The sequence below is a fragment of the Oligosphaera ethanolica genome (assembly GCF_030814695.1).
In the GTDB taxonomy this organism is placed as follows: domain Bacteria; phylum Verrucomicrobiota; class Lentisphaeria; order Oligosphaerales; family Oligosphaeraceae; genus Oligosphaera; species Oligosphaera ethanolica.
This window is the reverse complement of the sequence record NZ_JAUSVL010000001.1, coordinates 1931765-1954027: the sequence shown is the minus strand read 5'-3', so window position 1 is coordinate 1954027 and position 22263 is coordinate 1931765. Positions and strand designations below refer to the sequence as shown.

At 61.9% G+C, this 22263-nt stretch carries 17 protein-coding genes and 1 tRNA gene; 7 read left to right on the top strand and 11 right to left on the bottom strand.

Annotation, left to right across the window (positions count from 1 at the left end; genetic code table 11):
* The first annotated feature begins 1 nt into the window (after position 1).
* From J3R75_RS06605 to J3R75_RS06590, 4 genes are all read left to right on the top strand, one after another.
* Positions 2 to 706 carry a CpXC domain-containing protein gene (locus tag J3R75_RS06605; RefSeq protein WP_307260654.1) on the top strand — a complete coding sequence of 235 codons (705 nt, stop codon included), beginning with the start codon at positions 2 to 4 and terminating at the stop codon, positions 704 to 706.
* Positions 707 to 1077: 371 nt separating this feature from the next.
* Positions 1078 to 1566 (top strand): translation initiation factor, encoded by a 489-nt coding sequence (locus J3R75_RS06600; RefSeq protein ID WP_307260653.1) that lies wholly within the window; start codon positions 1078 to 1080, stop codon positions 1564 to 1566.
* 44 nt (positions 1567 to 1610) lie between these two features.
* A complete protein-coding gene (locus J3R75_RS06595) occupies positions 1611 to 2429 on the top strand; it encodes a histidinol-phosphatase (RefSeq protein ID WP_307260651.1) in 819 nt (272 codons plus the stop codon).
* 296 nt (positions 2430 to 2725) lie between these two features.
* Positions 2726 to 4297: a 3-keto-alpha-glucoside-1,2-lyase-like domain-containing protein gene (locus tag J3R75_RS06590; protein WP_307260649.1), complete on the top strand. Its 1572-nt coding sequence runs from the start codon at positions 2726 to 2728 to the stop codon at positions 4295 to 4297.
* A gap of 292 nt (positions 4298 to 4589) precedes the next feature.
* On the opposite strand, the gene J3R75_RS06585 is transcribed toward J3R75_RS06590, so the two are convergent.
* From J3R75_RS06585 to J3R75_RS06550, 8 genes are all read right to left on the bottom strand, one after another.
* A complete protein-coding gene (locus tag J3R75_RS06585; RefSeq protein WP_307260648.1) occupies positions 4590 to 5318 on the bottom strand; it encodes a YdjY domain-containing protein in 729 nt (242 codons plus the stop codon).
* Between the two features lie 47 nt (positions 5319 to 5365).
* On the bottom strand, positions 5366 to 6013 hold the full coding sequence (gene plsY, locus J3R75_RS06580) for a glycerol-3-phosphate 1-O-acyltransferase PlsY (RefSeq protein WP_307260647.1): 648 nt from the start codon (positions 6011 to 6013) through the stop codon (positions 5366 to 5368).
* Between the two features lie 194 nt (positions 6014 to 6207).
* Positions 6208 to 6963 (bottom strand): NAD(+)/NADH kinase, encoded by a 756-nt coding sequence (locus J3R75_RS06575; RefSeq protein ID WP_307260646.1) that lies wholly within the window; start codon positions 6961 to 6963, stop codon positions 6208 to 6210.
* A 126-nt stretch (positions 6964 to 7089) separates the two neighbouring features.
* Positions 7090 to 7725: a riboflavin synthase gene (locus J3R75_RS06570; RefSeq protein ID WP_307260645.1), complete on the bottom strand. Its 636-nt coding sequence runs from the start codon at positions 7723 to 7725 to the stop codon at positions 7090 to 7092.
* Entirely contained in the window at positions 7718 to 8773 is a 1056-nt protein-coding gene (gene ribD, locus J3R75_RS06565) for a bifunctional diaminohydroxyphosphoribosylaminopyrimidine deaminase/5-amino-6-(5-phosphoribosylamino)uracil reductase RibD (protein WP_307260644.1), read from the bottom strand. The genes J3R75_RS06570 and ribD overlap by 8 nt, the downstream gene beginning before the upstream one ends.
* A gap of 81 nt (positions 8774 to 8854) precedes the next feature.
* The gene (locus J3R75_RS06560; protein ID WP_307260643.1) at positions 8855 to 9451 is read right to left on the bottom strand and encodes a TetR/AcrR family transcriptional regulator; all 597 of its coding nucleotides are present in this window, start codon (positions 9449 to 9451) and stop codon (positions 8855 to 8857) included.
* Between the two features lie 196 nt (positions 9452 to 9647).
* Positions 9648 to 10784 (bottom strand): glycerate kinase, encoded by a 1137-nt coding sequence (locus J3R75_RS06555; protein WP_307260641.1) that lies wholly within the window; start codon positions 10782 to 10784, stop codon positions 9648 to 9650.
* 649 nt (positions 10785 to 11433) lie between these two features.
* A complete protein-coding gene (locus tag J3R75_RS06550) occupies positions 11434 to 12924 on the bottom strand; it encodes a DDE-type integrase/transposase/recombinase (RefSeq protein ID WP_307260639.1) in 1491 nt (496 codons plus the stop codon).
* Positions 12925 to 13152: 228 nt separating this feature from the next.
* On the opposite strand from J3R75_RS06550, the gene J3R75_RS06545 reads away from it, so the two are divergent.
* A complete protein-coding gene (locus tag J3R75_RS06545) occupies positions 13153 to 13854 on the top strand; it encodes a prepilin-type N-terminal cleavage/methylation domain-containing protein (RefSeq protein WP_307260638.1) in 702 nt (233 codons plus the stop codon).
* A gap of 202 nt (positions 13855 to 14056) precedes the next feature.
* Here J3R75_RS06545 and J3R75_RS06540 read toward each other — a convergent pair.
* The 3 genes from J3R75_RS06540 to J3R75_RS06530 form a co-directional block, all read right to left on the bottom strand.
* A tRNA-Leu gene (locus tag J3R75_RS06540) sits at positions 14057 to 14142 on the bottom strand.
* 239 nt (positions 14143 to 14381) lie between these two features.
* Positions 14382 to 16910 carry a carbohydrate binding domain-containing protein gene (locus J3R75_RS06535; RefSeq protein ID WP_307260636.1) on the bottom strand — a complete coding sequence of 843 codons (2529 nt, stop codon included), beginning with the start codon at positions 16908 to 16910 and terminating at the stop codon, positions 14382 to 14384.
* 78 nt (positions 16911 to 16988) lie between these two features.
* Entirely contained in the window at positions 16989 to 18242 is a 1254-nt protein-coding gene (locus J3R75_RS06530) for an FAD-dependent oxidoreductase (RefSeq protein WP_307260634.1), read from the bottom strand.
* Between the two features lie 701 nt (positions 18243 to 18943).
* Here J3R75_RS06530 and J3R75_RS06525 point away from each other — a divergent pair.
* Positions 18944 to 19927 carry a Gfo/Idh/MocA family protein gene (locus J3R75_RS06525; protein ID WP_307260633.1) on the top strand — a complete coding sequence of 328 codons (984 nt, stop codon included), beginning with the start codon at positions 18944 to 18946 and terminating at the stop codon, positions 19925 to 19927.
* A gap of 69 nt (positions 19928 to 19996) precedes the next feature.
* Positions 19997 to 22201, top strand: a complete 2205-nt coding sequence (locus tag J3R75_RS06520; RefSeq protein WP_307260631.1) for a sialidase family protein — start codon at positions 19997 to 19999, stop codon at positions 22199 to 22201.
* Positions 22202 to 22263: the final 62 nt, after the last annotated feature.

The window sequence follows — 22263 nt, the reverse complement described above, 5'->3', positions numbered from 1 at the left end:
GATGCCTGCTCGCAAATCCACGAAGAAAGCGCCGACAGCGACGGCCACCAATGTGCGCAGCGTAGCGTGCCCGAAATGCGGTACGGTGCTGGACACGGTGGTCACGACGACGCTACTGCCCGGCAGTCCGGACATCAAGGCGCTCTTCGCCGGCACGCTGAACCGCCCGGAATGCCCGCATTGCGGGACGCTGTTCCTCATTGACGAGCCGCTGGTTTACCGCGATACCGCCTCGGCATTCATCGCCTACCAAGTCGCCATGCCCGATGATGGCGACACCAGCGCCATCGAGCAGGAGATCGACTGTATGGCCACCGACATCAGCAGCCGTGAGGAAACTGAACGGCCGACCGTCAGAGCCACGTTCACCCGCAGCGACTTCATTGAAAAAATCGCTTTGCGCAGCGCCGGCTACGACGACCGACTGGTCGAGTACGCCAAGTTCCAGCTCTTTAAGAATATCCCCGAGGAACAGCTCAATCAAAACCGCCACCGGCTGCTCTTCGATTTTTCCAATCAGGACGAGGACAAGATCGTGTTCATCGTCTTTGATCGCGAACTGAACAAACCAGTGTCGCAAGTGCATCTCCCTAGCAGCGACTATCTGGCGCTGCTTGACGAATTCCTCAACTCGCCCGAGTTGATGCTTGAACTCGACGCGCTTTTCCCCAGCTGCTACGTGAGCTGCGATCGCCTCATTGGCTGATGTCCGACGTCGCCAGCGAGACGACCACACCCGTGGACGCAATGCTCTTTCGGTTACGATTTACTTGGCGCCTTTTGTTTCAACCATCAGCATTAGGTCGTCGCGGCATTTCAGCGCCGCGAAGCGGCAGAAGCGCTGAAAGCGCGAAACATAATAGCCCAGGGCAAGCACGCTGAAAGCGTGCGCCGCCCTGGGTGAAACGCCAACTAAGGCCGTGTTCCTCGGCCTCTTAGGTCCCGGTCGGCGAAGCTGACCGGGACCTAAGAGGCAATGGAACGCGTTTCTTGCGGCTGGATGGTGCTCTGCTACCCCTCGGCAAAGACCTTATCGGTCGCCCCTTCAGTACCTTGGTCCCGTGGATGACACTCCCCATGAGCAAAAAGAAAAAACAACGCCCAGAAGACCTGCCCTTGGAAGAGCGCCTTGGCGATACCTGGGCCAACCCCTTTCGCGACCTCAAGATCGCTTTGCCCGAAGCCGAGCCGGCGAAAGCTCCCGAGCCGCCGCCGCTCAGTCCCGAAGAGCGCAAGAAGCAGCAATTGAGCAAGGAAGACCAGGCGTTGCTCGCGGCTTTCGGCGGCGGCAGCACCAATGCCAAAGGCGAGGTCATCTCCTTGCCCAAGGGGCCACTACTGACCTTCACCATTGAACGCAAAGGCCATGGTGGCAAAACCCTCACGCTCGTGCGCGGTCTCAACAGCCTCGACACCGCCGCGCAGATGGAACTCTGCGCCAGCGCCCGCACGGCCCTCGGCATCGGCGGCCGGTTTGTTGACGGCATGCTCGAACTCCAGGGCGATCAGCGCGAACGCGCCGCCAAGTGGTTCGAAAAGCAGGGCTTCCGCAGCCGTATTCCCTAAGCAACGCCTGAGCGTCATCTCCTATCCACAGGGCAGCCATCGCCATGACCGACATCTCCTACCATAATCACAGCCGTTTCAGCGACGGCATCGATAGCATCAACGACATGGTTCAGGCCGCCAAGACCGCCGGCCTCGCCGAATTCGGCCTCAGCGACCACTGGGTGGTCACGCCTTTCGCCGACCCCGAAATCAAAGCCTGGTCTATGGCCCATGACCAGCTGGATAACTATATCGCGGGCGTCCTCCAGGCCAAACAAGACTACAGTGACAGCAGCTTCCAGGTCCGCCTCGGTTTGGAAGTGGACTTCTTTCCCGAAAACGCCGCCGTCGTTGTCGCCGCGCTTGGCGATCGGCCTTTTGATTACCTCATTGGCTCCGTCCATTTTGTCGATCGCTTCTCCGTCGATATCAGCGCCGACACGTGGGCGCCATTATCCCAGGAGCGCATCGACGACATCTGGCGGCTATACTGGCGGCGCATCCGCGACCTCGCCCGCAGCGGCCTCTACGACATCGTCGGCCACCTCGATCTACCCAAAAAGTTCGCCTTTTATCCCACCGTCGATCTCCGCGCCGAAGAGGATGCCGCCCTGGCGGCCATTCGCGACGCCAATATGGTCATTGAGATCAACAGCGCCGGCTTGGACAAGCCCTGCGCCGAGCCCTACCCGTCGCTGTCGCTCCTCCAGCGCGCCTGCGCCCTGGGCATACCCGTGATGGTCTCTGCCGACGCCCACCGCTGCCCAAACGTCAAACGTAATTTCTCCGCCGCCTACGACCTCATGGCGCGCGCCGGCTACGACCCCGATACCCGCTGGCGCTTCAATCGCCGCCAACGCCTAACCAGCCGCCGCGCCTGAACCAAGCGGCATTGCCTATCCGCAGATTACGCAGATTTCCGCAGATTTGTTGCAGCACGGCTAGCCGCGGAAACGGCGCGGACGGTGCGGACCGCTCTTCTGTCTTCTTCGCGGACGGATCGGACCGATCGGACCGATCAGTCGACTTGATCCGTCGACTTGATCAGTCGGATCAGTCGGATCAGTCGGATCTGTCCGCGAAAATAATAGCAATGTAGCCACGTGCGTGGCAAGTGGCGCTATCTTAGGGCTCGGTTGCAGAGGAACCGTGGTCATTACACAGGAGCGTGATGTCGATGGCAGAAAAGAAACTTCGGGTTGGTGTCATTGGTTGTGGTGGTCGGGGCTGGGCGCATGCTAGTGCGTATATGCGTTCTGACAAAGTCGTGCTGGCGGCCTGCGCGGACGTATTCAAGCCCGCGCGGGACTTCTTTAAGACCAAGTTCGGTTTCAAGAAATGCTATGCGGACTATCGCGACATGCTATTACGCGAGCATTTGGACGTGGTCAGCGTCTGTGTGTGGCCGCATTTGCATTGCCAGGCCGTGTTGGACTGCGCGTCACTGCATCACCCGCCGCGGCTGATCAATTCCGAGAAGCCCATGGCGCCGACCTTTGGCGAAGCCGTGCGGATGCATGAGGCCTGCGTGCATCGCGACATTATGCTGACTTTCTGCCACCAGCGCCGTTTTGGCGCCAGCTGGTCCACCGCCAAGAAGCTGCTGGACAGCGGTGCCATCGGCACCCTACAGCGCATGGAAATGAACACCAGCAACATGTTCGACTGGGGCACCCACTGGTTTGATATGATGCACTTTTTCAACAACGACTTGCAGGCGTCGTGGGTCATGGGCCAAATCGGTTGCGCAGCCGACAACAAGATTTTCGGCGCGACCATGGAGACCGCCGGCATCGCCTACGTCAAATGGCCCAACGACGTCACCGGCCTGCTCACCACCGGCCAGGGCAACGCCACCCCATACGAAATACGCCTCATGGGCAGCGCCGGTATGATTGATGTCTATCACGGCAAATGCCGGATATTCGCCGAAGGCCAGAAGTGGACGGACGTGCCCCTCGGCGAGCAGCGGCCCGACGATACCTACCTGCACATTCTTGATTCCATCGAATGCCTGCTCAACAAGCGCCAGTCGATCCTCTGCAGCGAAAATGCCTTGCGGGCGACGTCGTTGATCTTCGCCACCTACGAATCATCCCGGCGTCGCGAACGCGTCTTTCTGCCACTGGAGATAGACGACTCACCGCTGTTGAGCATGCTCGCCAACGGCGACATCGTCATTCCTGACTGGCCGACCTACATCTCCGCCCAGGACGAGGAGGATGGCTTCCGCTTCTTCTTCAACGGCAAAAACCTCCGCGGCCTCACCTGTGCCCCGCAGCGCTCGTGGCGCAGTCGCGCCGGCATCCTCTGCAGCGACAAGACCGAGGCGTGGATTTACCTGGACAAGGACCTCGGCAATTTTGAGCTGCGCTTTGATATCCGCCTGGGCAGTCGCAGCGAAGCCGGCGTGATCTTCTGGGCCGATCCCCGCAAGGGCCCGAAGTCCGGTCTGGAAATCGTTATCGCCGATGATCCCCAGGCGCCCCCGGGACTGGCGACGACGGGCGCCATTCGCGGTCTCTCACCCGCCACCAAGGGCATCGGCGGCATCGCCTCAAGCTGGCGGGCAGCCAAGATTGTCTGTCAGGACGGCAAGGTGACGCTGTCCATCGCCGGCCAGGACTTGAGCACCCACGACTTGGCAGCGCCCGCGCTCGCCGGACATGCGCGTCATGGCGCGCTGGGGCTGGTCGCCCGCCGCGGCGACGTCGAATTCCGCAGCGTCTTCTACGCGCCCAGGGGCTGAGCCGGGATCTGCGGTGCCGGCGGCGCCGCATTGCGCGTTTTTTGCGCGCAGGGGGCCGGGAGGTGCGGTACGCGTGCCGCTGGCTTCCCCCCGCGCGCGTGGCCGCCGCCAAGCTGACCGATATCGCGGGTGTCGTCACAAGGGCTTCCCCCCGCGCGCGTGGCCGCCGCCCACAACGGGCGCATAGATCTTCGTCAAGCGACGGCTTCCCCCCGCGCGCGTGACCGCCGCGGCCTATGGCGATGAGCACCTGGCCGCGTGGCTGGCTTCCCCCCGCGCGCGTGGCCGCCGCTCAGGGTTTGGCGTCGTCTTTTGGCCGTGGTTTGAGCACAACGGTGACCGTGGCGTCGCTTGGGGGCTGTGGCTGCTGGTGATTGACGGAGTGGATGGTGTCGTCTTCGCCCTGCGCATCGGGCGTGGACAGCACGCTTTCGCCAATGGCGTAATTGATGGCGATGTTGCCCTCGCCGTCAGCCAAGAAATTGCCGTCCTTCACGCGTGAGCCGACGAAGACCCAGCCGACGCGCGTCATGGGCTTCTCCGTACGGTTGTCGATGATCCACGCCTCGACGGGGTCGCGGCGCGTCTTGCCGGCGGCATCCGTCCATTCGATGTCGATATCCACCAGGTCGCCGCGTTTGCCGGTGAGGCCATCCTGCCGCGGGCCGTTTTCGGCGCCGAGGAGATAGAGCATCGCCTGCACCTGCAGGGCCTTGACGTCCGTGCACAGCAGCGCTTCGTGCAGACGGCCGTGGGGATGGACGATGATCGCCTCCAGCGCGCCCGCCTGGAGAATGAAACGCGCCGGGAAGGCCAGCTCGCGCTGCTCGCGCCGCACCATGATGTCGCCGACCTTCAGCGAGCCGTCGGCCAGGCGCTGCGCACCAATGGGCAGGGCGTCAGCCTCAGCGCCGGCAGCGGCTGCAGGCGCGACCTGCGCGCGCACCACGCTGGTGAGCAGAGCTACTGTGATGGCCACGGCCAACAAGCTGCGTCGGGCGGTAATGTGGTTGCGCGTCATCGTGTCTTCTCCTTGCGGGCCGGGGTGCAGCGCGCCGGGCCATGTTATCAGCGCCTGATCTTACCGAATGCGAGTTCCTTGCCATCGCGGATGCGCTGGATGTTTTCTTTGTGGCGGTAGATGATGAGTGCCGCGAGGATGGTCAGCAGGAACACCGCTGGCCAGTGCACCTTGTCGTTGCCGGCCACGCGCATGACGAACGCCGTGAAGGCCATGGCCACGCCAGCGACCATGCTGGCGATGGCCACAATCCGGTAGCGCAGGAAACTCAGCAGCCAGAACACGCCGCCGATGAGCACCGGCCAAAAGGCCACGCCCAGGACCGACCCGAGGCTGGTGGCCACGCCCTTGCCGCCCTTGAAATTCAGCCAGCAGGGATAGACGTGGCCGAGGACGGTCCCGAAGGCCGCGAAAATGCCGCCCCATTCAAAGCCCACTGCTGTCGCCGCGCCCAGGCCGTGGCCGATGACCAGTACGGGCAGGTAGCCCTTGAAGAAATCCAGGAAGAAACAGAGGAGGCCCCAGTCGCGCCCGAGTGTCCGCCGCACATTGGTCGCGCCGATGTTGCAGCTGCCGTGCCGGCGAATGTCCAAACCATTGAATTTGCCAATGAGAAAGCCGCAGGGCGTGCAGCCGACCAGGTAGGAAAGCAGAAAGACGACGAGGGCGCTACTGACAAAATGCGAATCGGGCATGACAATCACCTCATTTACCGTCGCGCAGCGGCCGTTTGGCATTGGTATGCCTCGTGCCGGCGCCCGCCGATCAAGTTATACATTTGTGCTGACTGGCCAGTGGCTGCACCCACTCCGGGTTGCTGCCGGCGCCTTGCGGCCGCGGAGGTGATTGACCTTCCGGGCGCGTCATCCGGCGCGTCCTGGCCGTCACTCTACATCACGCCATCCCTGCGGAGATGGTAACAGTCATAACAGCGAAAGACATCAATGCCGTAGACCGGAGTCTTTTGCGGCATGACTTGTATGTGGAGCAGATCATCCGTCTTGAGCGGAATTTGCTGGAGGTCGTTGTCCGCCACCAGTACCGCCGGTCCCCGCAGGAGTTGGACCGTCAGCTTGGTTTTTTCGGGCACGACGGTGTGGCCCAGCAAGTCCATGCTGTTGTTGAAGGCCAGGCCAATACCCGTCTGGATATTGCCGTGGGTGATGCTCTGGAAGTAGCCCGTGCTGCCAAAAGGCGTGGCTACCACCAGGCTGTCGGCGACGATCTGGCCGCGGTACAACACGTCGTCCAGCCACAGCCGGTAGCGGATTGCGCTCGTGGCAAGTTCGCGCGACAGGACGATGTCGTTGATGCCACGGAGTTCCTCGCCGTCTTCAGTTGTGGCCGACAGCTTGCGCAACTGTGTCTGCCGGAGCTCGCCGCGGAACAGCTTGGTCAGCACGGCCTTCTCGTCATGCTGCGGGCACTTGGGGTTCTGGCGACGGTCGCGAATGGGAAACTTCGGCACGCCGGGGTAGCTGCGTTCCGCGCCGAGCAACGACCCGTCGCCGCCGTGGGAGATGACCAGGTCGGGCGTCTCTTCAACCAGCTGCACGGGAAACTGGTCCAACAATGGCAGGATGTCTGCCAGATTGCGGCCAACCAGCGCCACGCGGATGGTCTGTTGTTGAAAAATTGCATCCATAAGCCGAAATGTGATCCGTGGCTGCCTGGGAAGGAGCGCCGATTGGGGGGTAAAGCGCATTACGATACTAGAAAAATGCAAAAAAACCAATCGACCGATCAGGTCCGGCTGGTGACGGCGTGGCACTTAGAGGAAACCGGCCTTTTCCAATGCGGACATGGTCACGGTGCTGTCGCCTCGTCCTTCGCGCAGGGCGAGGTGGCGGAGGATGTAGCGGCCGATCATGTCGAATTCGAGATTGACGGCGTTGCCGGCCTTGAGGTACTGGAGATTCGTGTGCGTCCAGGTGTGAGGGATGATAGACACGCCGAAGGCGTCGTCCGTGAGGCGCGCGACGGTGAGCGACACGCCGTTGATGGCGATGCTGCCCTTCATGATGACTAGCTCGCGCATGTCTGCCGGCAACGCCACGTCGAGCACAAAGTCGTCGCCATCCCGGCCAATGCGCGTCACCTCGCTGCTGCAGTCCACGTGGCCGCTGACGAGATGACCGCCGAGGGCGTCGCCCAGGCGCAGAGCCCGCTCCAGGTTGACGCGGCTGCCCGAGCGACAACCGCCGAGGTTGGTTCGCGACAGGGTCTCGCGCAGGGAGTGAAAGGACAGGCTGTCGGCGCCAACGGCTTCCACTGTCAGGCAGGCGCCATTGACGGCGATGCTGTCGCCGACGCGGATGGCGGCCGTCGGCAACGCGCAGCGCACGGAAAGTTTCGCAGCCTTGCCGGCGCTGTTCAGCGCGGTGACCGAGCCGATATCTTCAATCAAGCCGGTAAACATCTTTGCAGTACCCCGTGATGAGCAGATCGTCGCCCACTGAGCGACTACGCATGTTGATGAGTTCCTTTGCCTCCGCGAGTGCCAACGGGTTGTCGCCGCCCACGACCGGACGGCTGCCACGACCACAGAGGATCTTCGGGGCAACAAAAAAAGCCACTTTGTTGACGATGCCCGCGCGCAGCGCCGACGCGGCCAGTTCGCCGCCGCCTTCGAGCAGCAGCGCGGTCACCGGTCGTTGTTCGTGCCGGCCGAGCGCCGTCAGGAAGTCCAGCCATTCCTCGCGACTGCGGGGCTTGGCCAGGATGGGCTTGGCGCCGCCGTCGTGGAGCATCTTGAGCTCCGGTGGCAGGGCCGGCGCGGAGGTCCAGACGACCCGTAGTGGCTGCCGTGGCCAGTCGGCCGGCATGCGCACCTGCAGGGACGCGTCGTCGTGCCGGACGGTGTCCCCGCCGGCCATGACCGCGTCGGCCCAGCGGCGCATTTTCTGCACGGCGAGGCGTGCGGCCGGGCCGCTGATCCACTGTGAATGACCGTCCGCAGTGGCGATGCGGCCATCGAGTGTCATGGCCATCTTCAGGCAGACAAAGGGCCGCTGGTTGGTGACCCAGAAGAAGAAAGCCTCGTTGAGGCGCCGGCAAGGTCCTTCCAGCACATTGCAGCGGACCTCAATACCGGCATTCTGTAGTTTGGTCACGGCGATGCCGGCGTGCTTGGGATTTTGGTCTACGCAGCCCACGACCACGCGTTTGATACCGGCCTGAATGATGGCGTCCGTGCAGGGCGGCGTGCGCCCCCAGGTCGAACAAGGCTCAAGCGTGACGTAAAGCGTCGCGCCACGGGCCAGCTCGCCGGCCTGCGCCAAAGCCAGCGGCTCGGCGTGGGGGCAGCCCGCCTGGTGATGATAACCCTCGCCAACCACCTCGCCGTCGCGAACCACCACGGCGCCGACCATCGGATTGGGTGAACACAGCCCCAGCGCCCGCTGCGCCAAACGCAGCGCCCGGCGCTGCCATCGAATATCATCCTGGTCATTCACTGTTTATATCACACCCGTTGTTGGGGAAAATATGTTGGCGCGCCACCGGCCGCAGGTCGGCAAGTCTTGTACTCCGGCGGCTTATTTTTCCATGGACCGAATCATCAGCCGGCAGAGCCGCTGCAACTCATCGCGGTCGGCGTCTTCGATCAGCGTAATGCGCAGCGAGGCACTTTCCATCAAGCCGTACAGCAGATTAGTCGCCAAATCGGGATCCGTCACGCGGAAAAGCCCTGTCTCTATGCCTTCCTGCACCAGCTTCTTCAGTGTCCGCCGAAAGGCTACCGTGTGGCGGCGGATCTTGCGCGCCACGGGCTGCTCCTGCCGCCGCTGGTTGATCAAGTACTCGACAATGGCCTGCAAAAGATGCCGGCTGCGAAACAGCAGGTCTATCGCCTGACTCAACACTAAATTGAGTTTCTCAGATGCGTTCAGGTCGGGATTGCTCTTGATCGATTCCTGAAAACGGTGGCCGATTACACCGACTTGGTACATGATCGCATTGCCAAAAATCTGCCGCTTGTTCTGAAAATACTTGTATAAGGTGGTCCGCGATAATCCGCAGACCGCAGCCAACTGCTGGTAAGTCACATCCGGATAACCGCGCTCCCCGAACAATTTCAAAGCCTTTATGAGTATCTCCCGCTGCCGTTCATCATGATCAACGACAATGCCCACGTGATATCCTCCTTTACCTGCATTCTGGGATTCGCCCCATACCGGAGCTGTACCGTAAATTACAGTAATGCGCCGATCGTCATCCTGCCAGAACCTAGGCGCAGTTCACTTGGGCCTTTTTCCCCGCCGATACCGCTGCTTATCGCAGTTTTTGAAGAATGATCATTCAGCTGCGGCAGCTGCGGAAAAACGCATTTCAGTATGGGTGTGGTAGGCGCAGCATGGCGGCGATGGCGCGGCTTTGGTCGTAGAGGCTCTGCCGCGCCTGGGCCAGGACTTCGTCGAGCGGCATGACTGCCGGTACCGTGCTGAAGCAGGCCGCGAAATGCGCGCGCAATGGCTCTTGGTCGCCCTCAATGGCGCCCGAGAGCAGCACGCAAGGCACGCCGGCGGCGCGCGCCAGGTCGGCCAGCACCACGGGCAATTTGCCGTCGAGACTTTGGCGGTCCGTCCGTCCTTCGCCGGTGATCAGCAGGTCGGCGCGCCGCAGTTTTTCCGGCAGGCCGACCAGTTCAGCGACCATGCGCGCGCCGGAGCGCATGTCGGCGCCCGCGATGGCCCGCAGTACGAAACCGACGCCGCCGGCGGCGCCATCGCCGGGCTGGTCCAGGTCCTTCGCCAGGCCTTGCGCCTGCAGGACCGCCGCCCAGTGCGTCAATGCCGCGTCGAGTTCGGCGACCATGGCCGGCGTCGCACCCTTCTGTGGACCGAATACCGCCGCGGCGCCGCGGGGCCCCGTCAGCGGATTGGTGACATCGCAGGCGACCTGCAGGCGCAGCGCCCGCAGGCGCTTGTCGCAGCCACCGCTATCAATTGCTGCCAGGCACGCCAGCGCCGCGCCGCCGTGCGGCAGTTCCCGGCCATCGGCGTCCAGCAGCCGGTAGCCCAACGCCTGGAGCAGGCCGGCGCCGCCGTCAACCGTCGCGCTGCCGCCAATGCCGACGACGATCTCCTTGGCGCCGGCGTCCATGGCCGCGCGGATGAGCTGGCCCGTGCCGTAGCTAGTGGCGCGGAGCGGATCCAGCTCGGCTGCCCGCAGCAACTCAATGCCGCTGGCGGCGGCCATCTCGACGAAGGCGCGGCGGCCGTCCGGCATCATCGCGAACTGCGCCGTGATGCCGCGGCCGAGAGGATCCAGTACCGGCACGCTCCGCAAGGTCGCGCCGGTGGCAGCGACCACCGCTGCCAGCGTGCCTTCGCCGCCATCGCCCATGGGCACGCAGCAAAGCTCTGCCGTCGGCAATTCGGCGGCAAAACCCGCCGCAATCACCGCGCAGACGTCGTCGCTGCGCATACAGCCTTTGTACGAATCAGCCGCTATCACGATGTGCATGCTATAAGCTCCCGTTCGCAGCCGCATCAACCGGCTGCGCTCTACGAATCATCGGACGGATCAGACGGATCCGACCGATCAAGTCGACGATCCGTCGGATCCGTCCGATCCACCAGCTTCGGCAGAAAACAATAGTATGGCCCCACAGCATTGTTTTGCGCTCTGCAAACTGCTATTTCATTGGCTGATGGTGGGCAGCGCCGCGGTGGGCTGTCACAACTTCTGCGTCACGCTGCGATTATTTTCCCCTGCTGTCTTGGTAAATACGCAACTATTCTTATATTAGCACTTGTTTTGCATGCTTTATTTTTGTATAATGCCGCAGTCCCTCTTGCTTCTATTATTTTTTCACGAACAAGGTTCTGTAAAATCTCCATGAAAGAATGAAAACTGAGGCAACTCAGTGCATTGCTCTTTGAAAAACTGAAAAACATCACCGATTTGGGGCGTCTTTGTCGAAGCCCTCGCCCCGGTATTCGGCTCGGAACGTTCTGCAAGCGGGTTTGCCGGCTCCTCTGCGTCAAGGAACTTTCGCGGCATAAGCTTGCCTTGCTTCAGCAAGGCAAGTTATTCCACGGTTTCCTTGACGTCGTCGCCGGCAAACGTTGAGACGGTCACGTTCCGGCCGAACCGGTTCTCAGGCTTCTCGTTACGCGGCGGCCAGCGCCAGCAGCCTCTTCCACTGTTCCTGATAGAGCTTGACGCCGGCCAGTTCCGGCAGAGGCACCGGAACCTCGTTGCCAATGGCTGAATGAGGTCTTAAGTGGTTGTAAAAGGCGACGAACAGCGTCGTGAGCGCGCAGGCGCCATCAAAGCTTTTGAAGCCGGCTCTTGGCCTGGTATGGAACTTGTAGGTCCGGTTCAAGCGTTCAATAAGCTGCTTGAATGCTCTGTATCGCGCTGAGACTTCGTCGCGATTTTCCAGTCCGATGACGGTTATGGAGGTTATGGCCTTGTTGGTCGCTTCCCGCCCCGCCTCGAGCGCCGCGTTGTTGTAGGCATGCACGGCGTTGTCGTACGACGGGCAGCCGTCTCTGACAAAGGTGTGCGTGGGCGTCGTGGCGTCTGGCGGCCCGAAGGCGTTGTAGAGCGTGGCGACGGCTGGCTGCGTGCCGCGCGTCTGCGAGAGATTGTAGCCGCAGATGGCTCTTCGTTTCTCTTCCACGACCAGCCAGGTGTAGTTCCATTGGCCGTTGACTTGAATGTAGGTTTCATCGGCGGCCGCCATTGCTTCCGGCACGGGCATGTGCTTGTCCACCCATGGCGCCAGCAGTTCCGCCGCGGCGTTGACGTAATTGATCACCGTCTGGTGCGAGATATGAATGTCGAAGAATCCGGCCAGTAGGTTGCGCGTCTGCCGGGAGCTCAGTCCAACATTGACGAAACAACTAAGCACCAGGGACAAGGTCCGCGGAGAGTTGTGGATGCGCGAGAGGTCGACGTTGGAGCCGCCTTGGGGACGTCGGCAGGCCAGATCCTCGGGTTTGAGGTGAAATTCGCGGAACTGATAACGCAGCTTGTAGTTGGGATCGTATATGTTCCTTTTCCTGGCTTCGCGTTCCTCCGGCGTCAGCCGCGCCAGTCGGTCCAGGTAATGCCGACATTGGTCATTGCCACACTTGTAGATGGTTTCCGTTTCGGACTGCTTCCATACGTAAAGCGCACGCGAGCAGCTCGGACACCAATACTTGGCTTCACTTTTCCGGCGAGTCGGCGCAATCTGTCCCAACGCGTGGCAGATTTTGCAGCGGTACTGACTGGCGAGACGCCCGTCATTCACATAAAGATAGGCGGCCGGAGCTCCACAGTGTTCGCACTGGCAAGCTTCCGGAACGCGTACGCCCTTGCGGGAACGCACCGGCGTAAGCGCCTTGCCATGAGCTTGGGCATATTCAGCAAGCAGACGACGATAGTCGGAGTTTCTTGCCGGCGACCGGTCCAACGCCGGTTCCTCGGTCAGCGGGGGCTCCAAATCAACGCGGAAAACGCGGAAGTTCTCGCTTGGCTTCTCCGCCTTGAAGGGATACTCACTGCGCTGGCCGGAGAGAATCTCGTTGAGAATAACCATCAACGACGCAAACATGTTGTAGGTGAGCTGGCGGCAAATCCAGCGGGCAAGTCGTGGTAATGATGTGGTCACGTGGAGCTCCTTTGCTTCTTGGTGCAACAAAAACAAAGTCTCCACGTTGACCCTTTTCAAGCCAAAATGCAAGGATGTTTTTCAGTTAAATTGCAGGATAGAGAAAGAAAAGGTCGCAAGTGGTTCTACTAAAGCTAGTTAAGATTTCATAACAGGTGTTAATTTTGACAGAACGACGAACAAACTTAGGAGAAGCCTACGATGTCTTGGAGACGAATGAAGAATGGTATGTCTTTCACCCTCATTGAATTGCTGGTCGTTATTGCCATTATTGCTATTCTTGCCGCCATGCTGCTGCCAGCGTTGGCCAAGGCGCGCGACAAGGCCCGCAGCATCACCTGCGTCAATAACCTCAAGCAGATCGGTCTTTACCAGACCATGTACCTGGACGACAACGACGGCGTCATCCAGAAACGCAGCGGGTCCATCCGGCCGACGACCTACGGGAAATGGCCCGATGTGCTCATGCCCTACATTTATCCCGGTGTCACCCCAGGCGATTGGAGCTTCCACTTTGGCAAAACCACCAGTACCGGCCGCATACCCCGCGATCCTTTCGCTTGCCCCAGCTCCGAAGGCTGCGACTACAGCTACAAGTCCCTGCACTATGGCGGCAACGCCGCCGGCTATCTGTCCTATGGCGTCACCGGCGCCGCCGACAAAGTCAATACCATCATGAACATCACGAATCCGTCCAGCCGCAGTTTCTGCATGGACATGAGCCGCATCACCACCTCCCAGTGGGGCGTCAGCTGCTACCTTAGCAAACGCTCCGAGGCTATGTCCGGCGGCGGCTTCCTCCGCCATAGCTCAAACTCCATGCTCAATGTCTGCTTCGCGGATGGCCACGTCACCAGCATGAAACTCAATGCCCTGCCAATCGACGCCAATACCGGCGATACCGATAAATTCTGGGGAGTCGTTCCGTAACCCTCATCACGTCACCATTGAACGCACACCGGCCGGTAGCGGACCCCCTCCGCCACCGGCCGGTTCTTTTTTGGGGTGAGGGGGAATTTATCCGCTTTTTATCCGTTTGTCTGATGAAAAGACATCGTTTTTGACACCAAATGGCGCTATTCGGGCAATAAAAAAGGACCCACAGCCGAAGCTGTAAGTCCTTGATTATCAGTGGTACCGGAGGCGGGAGTCGAACCCGCACGCCCTTACGGACACCAGATTTTGAGTCTAGCGCGTCTGCCATTCCGCCACTCCGGCTGATGAGCGGTGATTAATGTAGCTGGCGGTGTTTCGTTTGCAATCGTCACGGCAGGGAAAAATGATCGTTGCTGTTGTGTCTCCCGATCGTGCTGCGGGCTGAGAGCCCGCAGCACGGCCGCGATACGAGCGCGCGAGGGGATGCATGCTGACATTAGATGTCGCAGAATACCGCCGATTTTTTGATAAGGCTCTTACACACTGCGGAAGCTGTGGCGGGCAAAAGTGATTGTGGGGGCTTATTTGCGCAGGTATATGGGTTCGAAGCTGGGGGTGATGGTGGTTGATGGGAGGGGATTGCCCCAGATGTCCATGATGTCGGCGTCTTTGGTGATGGAGTCGGGCAGTGGGGTATTGCCATTGCCCCAGAGGACATGGAGGGTGCGGCCATTTTCGGGTGGGAAGCGGAAGCAGCGGATGCCGTCGGCGACTGCGATTTCAGTGGGTAGGCCATTGCCGTCCATGAGACTGGCGAGGACGGCGCGGGCGGCGAGGAGGGGCTTGATGGCGCGGTCGTGTTCGAGATTGGCGCAGAAGATATTGCCTTCGCCGCGGTCCGGGTGCAGGGAGTAAAGGAAGAAGCGTTCGACGCCGGCGGCCATGCCGCAGACATCGAAGCGGACGATGTAGGCTGGCTGCAGCAGGTACGGAATGCCGCCGGTTTCGGGGCGGTAGCAAGAGCCGATACTTTCCGAGCCGCCCTCGGTGTTCCAGATGGGCCGTTCGCCGCCGTGCTCGGCCAGGAGTTCTCGCCAGCGCGCGGTGCTGGTGGCGACGCCGATGGGAGCGCCGGGTTCGCCCATGAGGGCGTTGTTGTATTCGTGGTAGCTGAAGACATCAAAGATGCCCGTGCCGCCGGCGAGGGCGTCGCTGGTCCATTTTTCATTGCCGCGGTAGGTATCGACGCCGACGATGACCGCGTCGGGGTGGATGTCCTGCTTGATTTGGTAGGCGCGGCGCATGAACTCGACGTACATTTCGGGTTTACCGCCGCGGGTGAGCCACCAGCGGCCCCATGGTTCATTCCAGATTTCCCAGTGGTCGATGCGGCCTTGGTAGTGGCTGATGGCGGTGCGGCAGTACTGTTCCCATTTGGCCATGGTGTCGGGGCGGTCGGGGATATGCCAGCGGCTCCAGTAGCCGGTTTCGCGTTTGCCGCTGGTGAGCCAGTAGGGAATGCCGTCGAGCATGCCGAGGATGGCGAGGCCGGCGTCGTGGGCGCCGGACACTGCGTCGTCGTAGAAGAGGAACTGGCCTTCTTCGGGTTCGAGTTCGGCCCATTTGGCGATCATGGACGTGTCATGCAGGCGCAGCCAGCGCTGGCCGCTGCGGCGCGCTAGCGCGAAGAAGTATGGCGAGAGGGAGATGTGGACGCCGAAGCGCGATGCGGTCGGGGGAATGTCGCGCGGCTGGGGCAGTTGCGACCACAGTTGTTCGGCGGGATGGGCCAGCAGGGCGTCGCCACGCCGCAGTTCCAGGCGGGCCTTGAAGACGCCATGGCCGGCGAGATTGGGCACGGGCAGCGTCTGGCTGGTGGGTGGCAGGCGGCGGGTGAGGATGGTTTTGCCGCGGAAATCGGTGATAGTCAGCAGCAGATCGTCGCTGGCGGCGTTGCCGCCGTGGCAGGCGATGGCGAAGGACTGTTTTTCGCCGTCGAGGACGATCTTGCCGGGGGTATCCAGAGCGATGGTGATTTCGGCATTGGCGGCAAATTGCGGTGGTAGGGGTGGATCGACCTCGGCGCGCAGATCGTCAATGGCTACGATGACTTCCTGTTCCTGGGCGGGCACTTCCAGGGTCAGCCAGCCCAGCTCAATGAACTTATCGAGTTTGAAAGGCATGGCGACGCGTTGCCAGACGCCGCTGAGAACGACGTCGTGGCTGGCGGCGACGGGCGAGTTGCGGGTGGCGCCACGCAGGCGGAGGGCGGCCTTGCCGCCGTTGGTGCCTTTGATCCAGAGTCCGGCTCGGTAGTTGTAGCCGGGCGACCAGCGGATCAGCTGGCTACGGATTTGGCCGTTATTGCCTGGCGGCACGCGCAGGCGCAGGTAGCGTTCGCCGGCGGTGGCGCTGCCATCGGTGACGACTTCGGGTCGGTTGTCCTGAAATGCCCAGGTCAATTTTTCGCCATTTTGCACGGACCAGCCGTTGCCGATGCCGGCTTCGAAGGAGCCATTGGCGACGAGATTGCCGCCGGGCGGCGGTGGGACATTCTGGAGGTCGGCCTTGGCGAGGATGGCGTCGTCCACCCAATATTCGGTGGGCGCCCCGGTGAGAATCAAGAGCATGAAAGGAATGTCGGCGGGTACATCGGCGATGAATTCGTACTTGGCCCATTCGGGCGTGGGCATGACCAGCATGCCGCCGTAGGCCGCATAGGGCGCGGCCTCCTGGCGCAGTTGCAGGCGCAGGGCGCCGGCGCGTTCGCTGCGCAGGTGGACGCTGATGCGATAGATGCCGGGCTCGGTGAGGGTCAAGGTCTGTGCGGCGAGTTGGACATTGCCGCTGTTGACCTGCGCGGCCGTGACCTTCAGGCAGGCGTCGCCGCTGTTGGGCATTTGGCGGTCGCAGCTGTAGACGGCGGACACGGCGGCCCAGTTGGAATTATCTCGCCAGCCGGCGGGTATTTGGCCTTGAATGCGGCCGCCGTCCTTGGCCGCGATGTCGATATCTTGCCAGTCGCCCTCAAAGCCGCCATTGCCGAGCATGTTGTCAGCGGCGGTAAGAGTCATTGCGGTCATGGACAGAAATGTCAGCAGAATTCGCATAGGGCACCTCGAGGTTGAGGGATGGGCGACTGGACGATTGTGCTGCATGGCGCGAGGCAAGGCGGGTATTGGGAAAGCTCAAGGCACGATGGCGCCGTGGTCGCGGAGGGCCTGGCGCAGGTCTGCCAGCGGGACGCTCCGTGAAGGCATTTTGCGGAGAGCGCCCATGGCTGCGGCGGCGCCGGCGGCCTGGCCCATGGCCATGCATGACGCCTCGACGCGGAGGGCGGAGTGCGCCAGCTTGTCGCTGGCGAGAATGCGGCCGGCGACCATGATGCGTTCGGCGTCTTTGGGGATCAGGCAGCCGAGGGGCAGCGTCGGCACTTTTTCCGGCGGGAGGAATTCCTGGTAGGTGCCGGTGTCATTGTGGACATCGATGAAGTAGAGGGTGTAGGCGACGGCGTCCGGGAAATGTCGCGCGTTCATGTAGTCGTCGTAGGTGACCGTGGTTTCGCCGACGATGCGCCAAGTGTCGCGCGCGGTACAGTCGTCAGCCATGTAGGTGATCTTGGCGCCTTCGCAGCCGGGGACGGTCTTGAGGAAGCGTAGCATGCGCAGTAGGCCCTGATGGCCGTCGATATTGGCTTGCGTGAGGAGGGGCGACGTCGTGCTGTCGGCGCCGAAGACATGCTGGAGATTGCCACCGCCGCTCTTGATGTAGTCGATGAAGGGCCGATTCGCGTAGCAGAAATCGCCGTGCTTGAGGGTGCCGTCGGCCATGGCTTGGTCGTAGGCCTTTTGGACGGCGTCGGCGTTCAGCGTGTTGGGGTCGATGCCGCCGATGCGGAATTCGAGGGTGCCGGGCTGGCGAATTTCGTCGCGGGTGCGTGGCAGGCCGAGCATGGCGACGATGTTGGCGTCGCCCGTGCAGTCGACGATCTCGCGGGTCAGGAAGCTATGATGGCAGTTTTTGCCGACGGTTTCCACGTGCCAGAATTCGCTGTCGTGCTTGGCGACTTTGAAGAACACTTCGTGGTAGTGGATGTGCACGCCGGCCTGGATGCAGGCTTCTTCGCAGAGGATGGCCCACAGCGGCGCGTTGACGCCAAGGTGGTAGCTCGGGCGGCGCGGATTGCGCACGGTGAAATCCGGAATGTTGGCGCCGCCGAGCTGCTGGCATTTCGTGGCGATTTCCCAGCCGATGCCGGCGATGATCTGCCGCAGCGGGCTCCAGAAGTAGGCCGGTGCCGACACGCCGCCGGAGGTCATGGTGCCGCCGAGCTGGCCGGTCATTTCAATGAGGATGGTCTTGGCGCCGAGACGGCCGGATTGGATTGCGGCAATGGCGCCGGCGGTGCCGCCGCCGGCAATGCAGACATCGTAGATTTCCATGATGGTGTGCTCCGTTTGTGGCTGGTGGGGTGGGAAAGCGTGAAGGGGGCGAAGGTAGCGAAACAGGGATAATGTAGTCGCAAAATCGGCGAGAAGAACAGCGGGGGCGTGAAAAGGACGAATGGGTCGTAATCGGTCAGTAACCACCCCGGTGAGGAAAACACCGGGGACAATTTGCAGGAAACCCACGGCCAACCGCCGCCCAACCATTCGACCTTGATTTCCGCCGATCTTTGCGGCAGCGGAGTCAAAGCGGGTCCAGAGTAGCAGCGGCTCGTGCGGCGGGGGAGACGGGCCGGGTACGGTCGGCGTGGATGACGAGGATGGTTTTATGAGCCGTCTTGTCGGAGTGGGCGAGACGCCCACTCCACGGCCGCTGTGCGCACGGCTCGTGCGGCGGGGGAGATGGGCCGGGTACGGTCGGCGTGGATGACGAGGACGGTGTCATGAGCCGTCTTGTCGGAGTGGGCGAGACGCCCACTCCACGGCCGCGATACGAGCGCGCATAGCCGCGTGTCCATCGCGTCCATCGTGTCCATCGTGTCCATCGTGTCCATCGTGTCCCTCGTGTCCATTGCGTCCATCGTGTCCATTTTGTTATATGGCCCGGGGGAGATCGGCGGGTATATTACTGGCTTCCTTGGCCCGTGGTGTTATGGGGTTTGGTCTCATCACAGAATGCAGGAGTAAGGAGTAGAGCGATGGCAATTCGTATTGGCTTGATTGGTGCTGGGCGGATGGGCGCGACGACGCACGCGCCGGCGATTACGGTTCGCGAGGACGTGGCCATTACCGCAGTGTACGATCCGTTGCCGGCGGCCGCGCAGGGCGTCAGGGACAAGTACCACGCGGCCATCTGCGCGTCGGCGCCGGAGCTCGCCGGGCGGGCCGATGTCGATGCGGTAATGATCTGTTCGCCGACCTTCGCGCACATCGAGGGCATTCGCGCTGCGGCCACGACCGGCAAGCCGATATTCTGCGAAAAGCCGCTGTGTCGCAGTCTGGCCGAAGCCGACGAGATTCTCAAGCTGCTCAAGGGCTACCAGGCGCCGGTGACAGTGGGCTTTGTGCGCCGGCACGGCGCTGGTCAACAGAAATTTCACGAGATTGTCGCTTCGGGCGTGCTTGGCACCCTGCGTGTGGCGACGGCTGATATGATGTTCGGCGCTTTCAAGCGGCTGGACGGCGACTGGTTTGTGGATTTTGCCCGCAGTGGCGGCATGGCGCTCGACATGTTCATCCATCATTTTGATTTGTTCAACTGGTCATTTGGTATGCCGCAGCGGGTGTATGCGCAGAGCTCCCTGCTCAGCCGCGACCAAGCGGAGCCGGCCGACTACATCTCGGGGACGATGACTTTCCGCAATGGCGTGATCTGTAATCTCAGCGGCGGCTGGCAGCGCTTTGGTCGCAGCAACAACTACATGGACGTGTATGGCGAGAATGGCTGCGTGAGCTACAAGTGGGGCGTGCCGGAAGTGACGCTGACTTTGAAGGGCCAGGACCCCGTGGTTTATAAAACTCCCGATCCGCTGCCAGTTTTCCAGGCTGAAGACAATGTCTGGCTGGACGCCATTCTGGGCAAGGGCAAGGTAAAAGTGACGGTCGCAGACGGCGTCAATGCCGTCAAAGTCGCGCTGGCTCTGATCGAGTCCGCGCAGAGCAACCGCGTGATAGAACTCTGAGGCGACGAAGGCCGCTGACACGTGTTGGCCGCTCGGCAGTCGCCAGGCAACCCCAAGGAGAGAGTGAAAATGAAGAAGACCCTCGCCTGCCTGCTCGTGGCGGCTACGGCGGCCCTCGCGCAAGTTCAGCAGCAACAGCCCCCCAGCGCGGTGGCGTGGACCAATGTCGGCCCTGGCGGCGGCGGCTGGATCCAGAGTATCGCCGCCAGCCTTTTTGACGCCGACGAGCTTTTCGTCGGCTGTGATGTCGGCGGCTTCTATCGTTCGACGGATGGTGGCAAGAGCTACCGGGTGTACAACACGGGCTTGCAGGATTACTTCGTGGAGGTGATTGCGCCGCACCCGGCAGATCCCGCGTTGATCTTCCTCGGTTGCCGTAGCGGGGTGTATCGCAGTCGCGATCGTGGCCGCAGGTGGCAATGGCTGCGCGAGGGCTTTCCGGCGATCAACGAGCACGGCTGGTCTGCGCCCATATCGGCTATTTCCTTTGTGCCCGGTAAGCCACAGGTGGTCTATGCGGCTATCGGCGACCCACGCGGCGACAAGCATTTCCGCAGCGAGATCTACCGTTCGCTGGATGGCGGCGACAGTTGGTCGCAGATTGTGCCTGCGGGCCAGTTGCCGGAGAAGTGCAATATCACGGCGTTGCAGATTGATCCCCGCAATGACCAGCGCCTGCTGATCGCCAGCAGCCGTGGTGTCTTCATCAGTGTCGATGGCGGTGCCAGCTGGCAGGAGAGCAACGACGGCCTGCCGGCGCATCGTCGCGCGCGGCGTATGGTTATGGCGCCGAGCAATCCCGATGTGATTTATCTGAGCATGCGCGCCGCGTCTGGCGAAACGCCCTGGCAGGGTGGCGTGTACCGCTCGGACGATGGCGGCCGCAGCTGGCAGGCCCGCAGCGCGGGGCTGCCGGATCGGGCGGCGCCTAAGGCCAGCGACACAGTGATGCTCACCTGCAATGTCGATCGCCTGCAGGTGGATCCGCGTGATGCGGACAAAGTTTGGGCCGGCGGCTACGCCTGGGTGAATGCCACGGTCTATCTGAGCCGCGATGGCGGCCGGAACTGGCAGGCTCTGCTCAGGAACACCCGCGACGAAAACAGCAACTACCAGCCTGGCTGGATTAACTTCTGGGGCCCGAGCGTCACCTGCCTGACGCTGTCGCCCGTCAAACCCGATCGCCTCTACTTCGGCACGTCGGGCCATGTCATTTGCACGGACGACGACGGCGGCAGCTGGGAACAACGTTACTGCCGGCAATTCGACGACGGGCGCGTCGCCGGCACTGGCTTGGAGGTCACCTGCCTGCACAACGTCATGCCCCATCCGCGCATCGCCGACAAGGTGTTCTTCGGCTACTTCGACATCGGCCTGCTCTGGACTGAGGACGGCGGCCAGAGTTTCCGGCGCTCACTGAAGGGCATTCCCGGCTCGCATCAGAATTCGTGCTTTGCCATGGTCTTCGATTGCCGTGATGACGCTCGCGCCTGGGGTGTCTTCGGGTCTTGGGGCGGCCGCGGCAGCGGCATCATGGCCGAAACGCGGGACGGCGGGCAGAGTTGGACACCGCTGAACCGCGAGAACAGCGGTCTCGGTGACGACAAGCCCGGTAATCTCACGGCGCTGCCCGGTGTCGACGGTGGCACCGTGCTCTATCTCACCCAGGCTTCCAAGGGGCTGCTCTGCAGTACTGACGGCGGCCAGAGTTGGCAGCCGCGCAATGCGGGCCTGCCGGAAACGGGCATACGCCTGTTCGCCGCGCATCCCACGACGGCCGGCAAGATGATCTGCATCTTTAGCGCCGGCAAGGACCGCGAGCCTGCGGCGTACCTGTCGCTGGACAGCGGCCAGAGCTGGGCCAAGGCCGGCGACATGCCCTGTTCGGACCTCAAACGCATCGTGGTCGCCAGCGACGGCGTGATCTACGTGGTCGCGCGCGTCAGCCGTGATCACCAGGGCGGGCTTTTTGCCAGTCGTGATGACGGCAAGACCTGGCAAAAGCTTTTTGCGAACAAATTTGCCCAGGGCCTCGCGGTGGATCCGCGCAATCCCCGGCGCCTTGTCATTGGTCTGGTGGATCACCCTTACCACGACCAGAGTACTGGCGACGGGGTCTATCTGAGTAATGACGGCGGTGGCACCTGGCAGTGCCTCAACAACGAAAAGTTGCACAATCTCTCTGCGGGCAGCATTGCCTTTGACCCACAGCGCCCAAACAAACTGTGGGTCGGCACCGGTGGCAATGGGCTTTTTTATGCGATTATAGAATGATGTAGATCGCTTGCAAACAACACCCTACAGACGACGAAGGCAGGGTGCCCGACAAGCGTGAA

What these genes read in the sequence shown, in the direction of transcription:
- J3R75_RS06605 (WP_307260654.1), top strand. Translation starts at nt 2, where the DNA reads ATGCCTGCTCGCAAATCCACGAAGAAAGCGCCGACAGCGACGGCCACC.
- J3R75_RS06600 (WP_307260653.1), top strand. Translation starts at nt 1,078, where the DNA reads ATGAGCAAAAAGAAAAAACAACGCCCAGAAGACCTGCCCTTGGAAGAG.
- J3R75_RS06595 (WP_307260651.1), top strand. Translation starts at nt 1,611, where the DNA reads ATGACCGACATCTCCTACCATAATCACAGCCGTTTCAGCGACGGCATC.
- J3R75_RS06590 (WP_307260649.1), top strand. Translation starts at nt 2,726, where the DNA reads ATGGCAGAAAAGAAACTTCGGGTTGGTGTCATTGGTTGTGGTGGTCGG.
- J3R75_RS06585 (WP_307260648.1), bottom strand. Translation starts at nt 5,318, where the DNA reads ATGACGCGCAACCACATTACCGCCCGACGCAGCTTGTTGGCCGTGGCC.
- plsY (WP_307260647.1), bottom strand. Translation starts at nt 6,013, where the DNA reads ATGCCCGATTCGCATTTTGTCAGTAGCGCCCTCGTCGTCTTTCTGCTT.
- J3R75_RS06575 (WP_307260646.1), bottom strand. Translation starts at nt 6,963, where the DNA reads ATGGATGCAATTTTTCAACAACAGACCATCCGCGTGGCGCTGGTTGGC.
- J3R75_RS06555 (WP_307260641.1), bottom strand. Translation starts at nt 10,784, where the DNA reads ATGCACATCGTGATAGCGGCTGATTCGTACAAAGGCTGTATGCGCAGC.
- J3R75_RS06545 (WP_307260638.1), top strand. Translation starts at nt 13,153, where the DNA reads ATGTCTTTCACCCTCATTGAATTGCTGGTCGTTATTGCCATTATTGCT.
- J3R75_RS06535 (WP_307260636.1), bottom strand. Translation starts at nt 16,910, where the DNA reads ATGCGAATTCTGCTGACATTTCTGTCCATGACCGCAATGACTCTTACC.
- J3R75_RS06530 (WP_307260634.1), bottom strand. Translation starts at nt 18,242, where the DNA reads ATGGAAATCTACGATGTCTGCATTGCCGGCGGCGGCACCGCCGGCGCC.
- J3R75_RS06525 (WP_307260633.1), top strand. Translation starts at nt 18,944, where the DNA reads ATGGCAATTCGTATTGGCTTGATTGGTGCTGGGCGGATGGGCGCGACG.
- J3R75_RS06520 (WP_307260631.1), top strand. Translation starts at nt 19,997, where the DNA reads ATGAAGAAGACCCTCGCCTGCCTGCTCGTGGCGGCTACGGCGGCCCTC.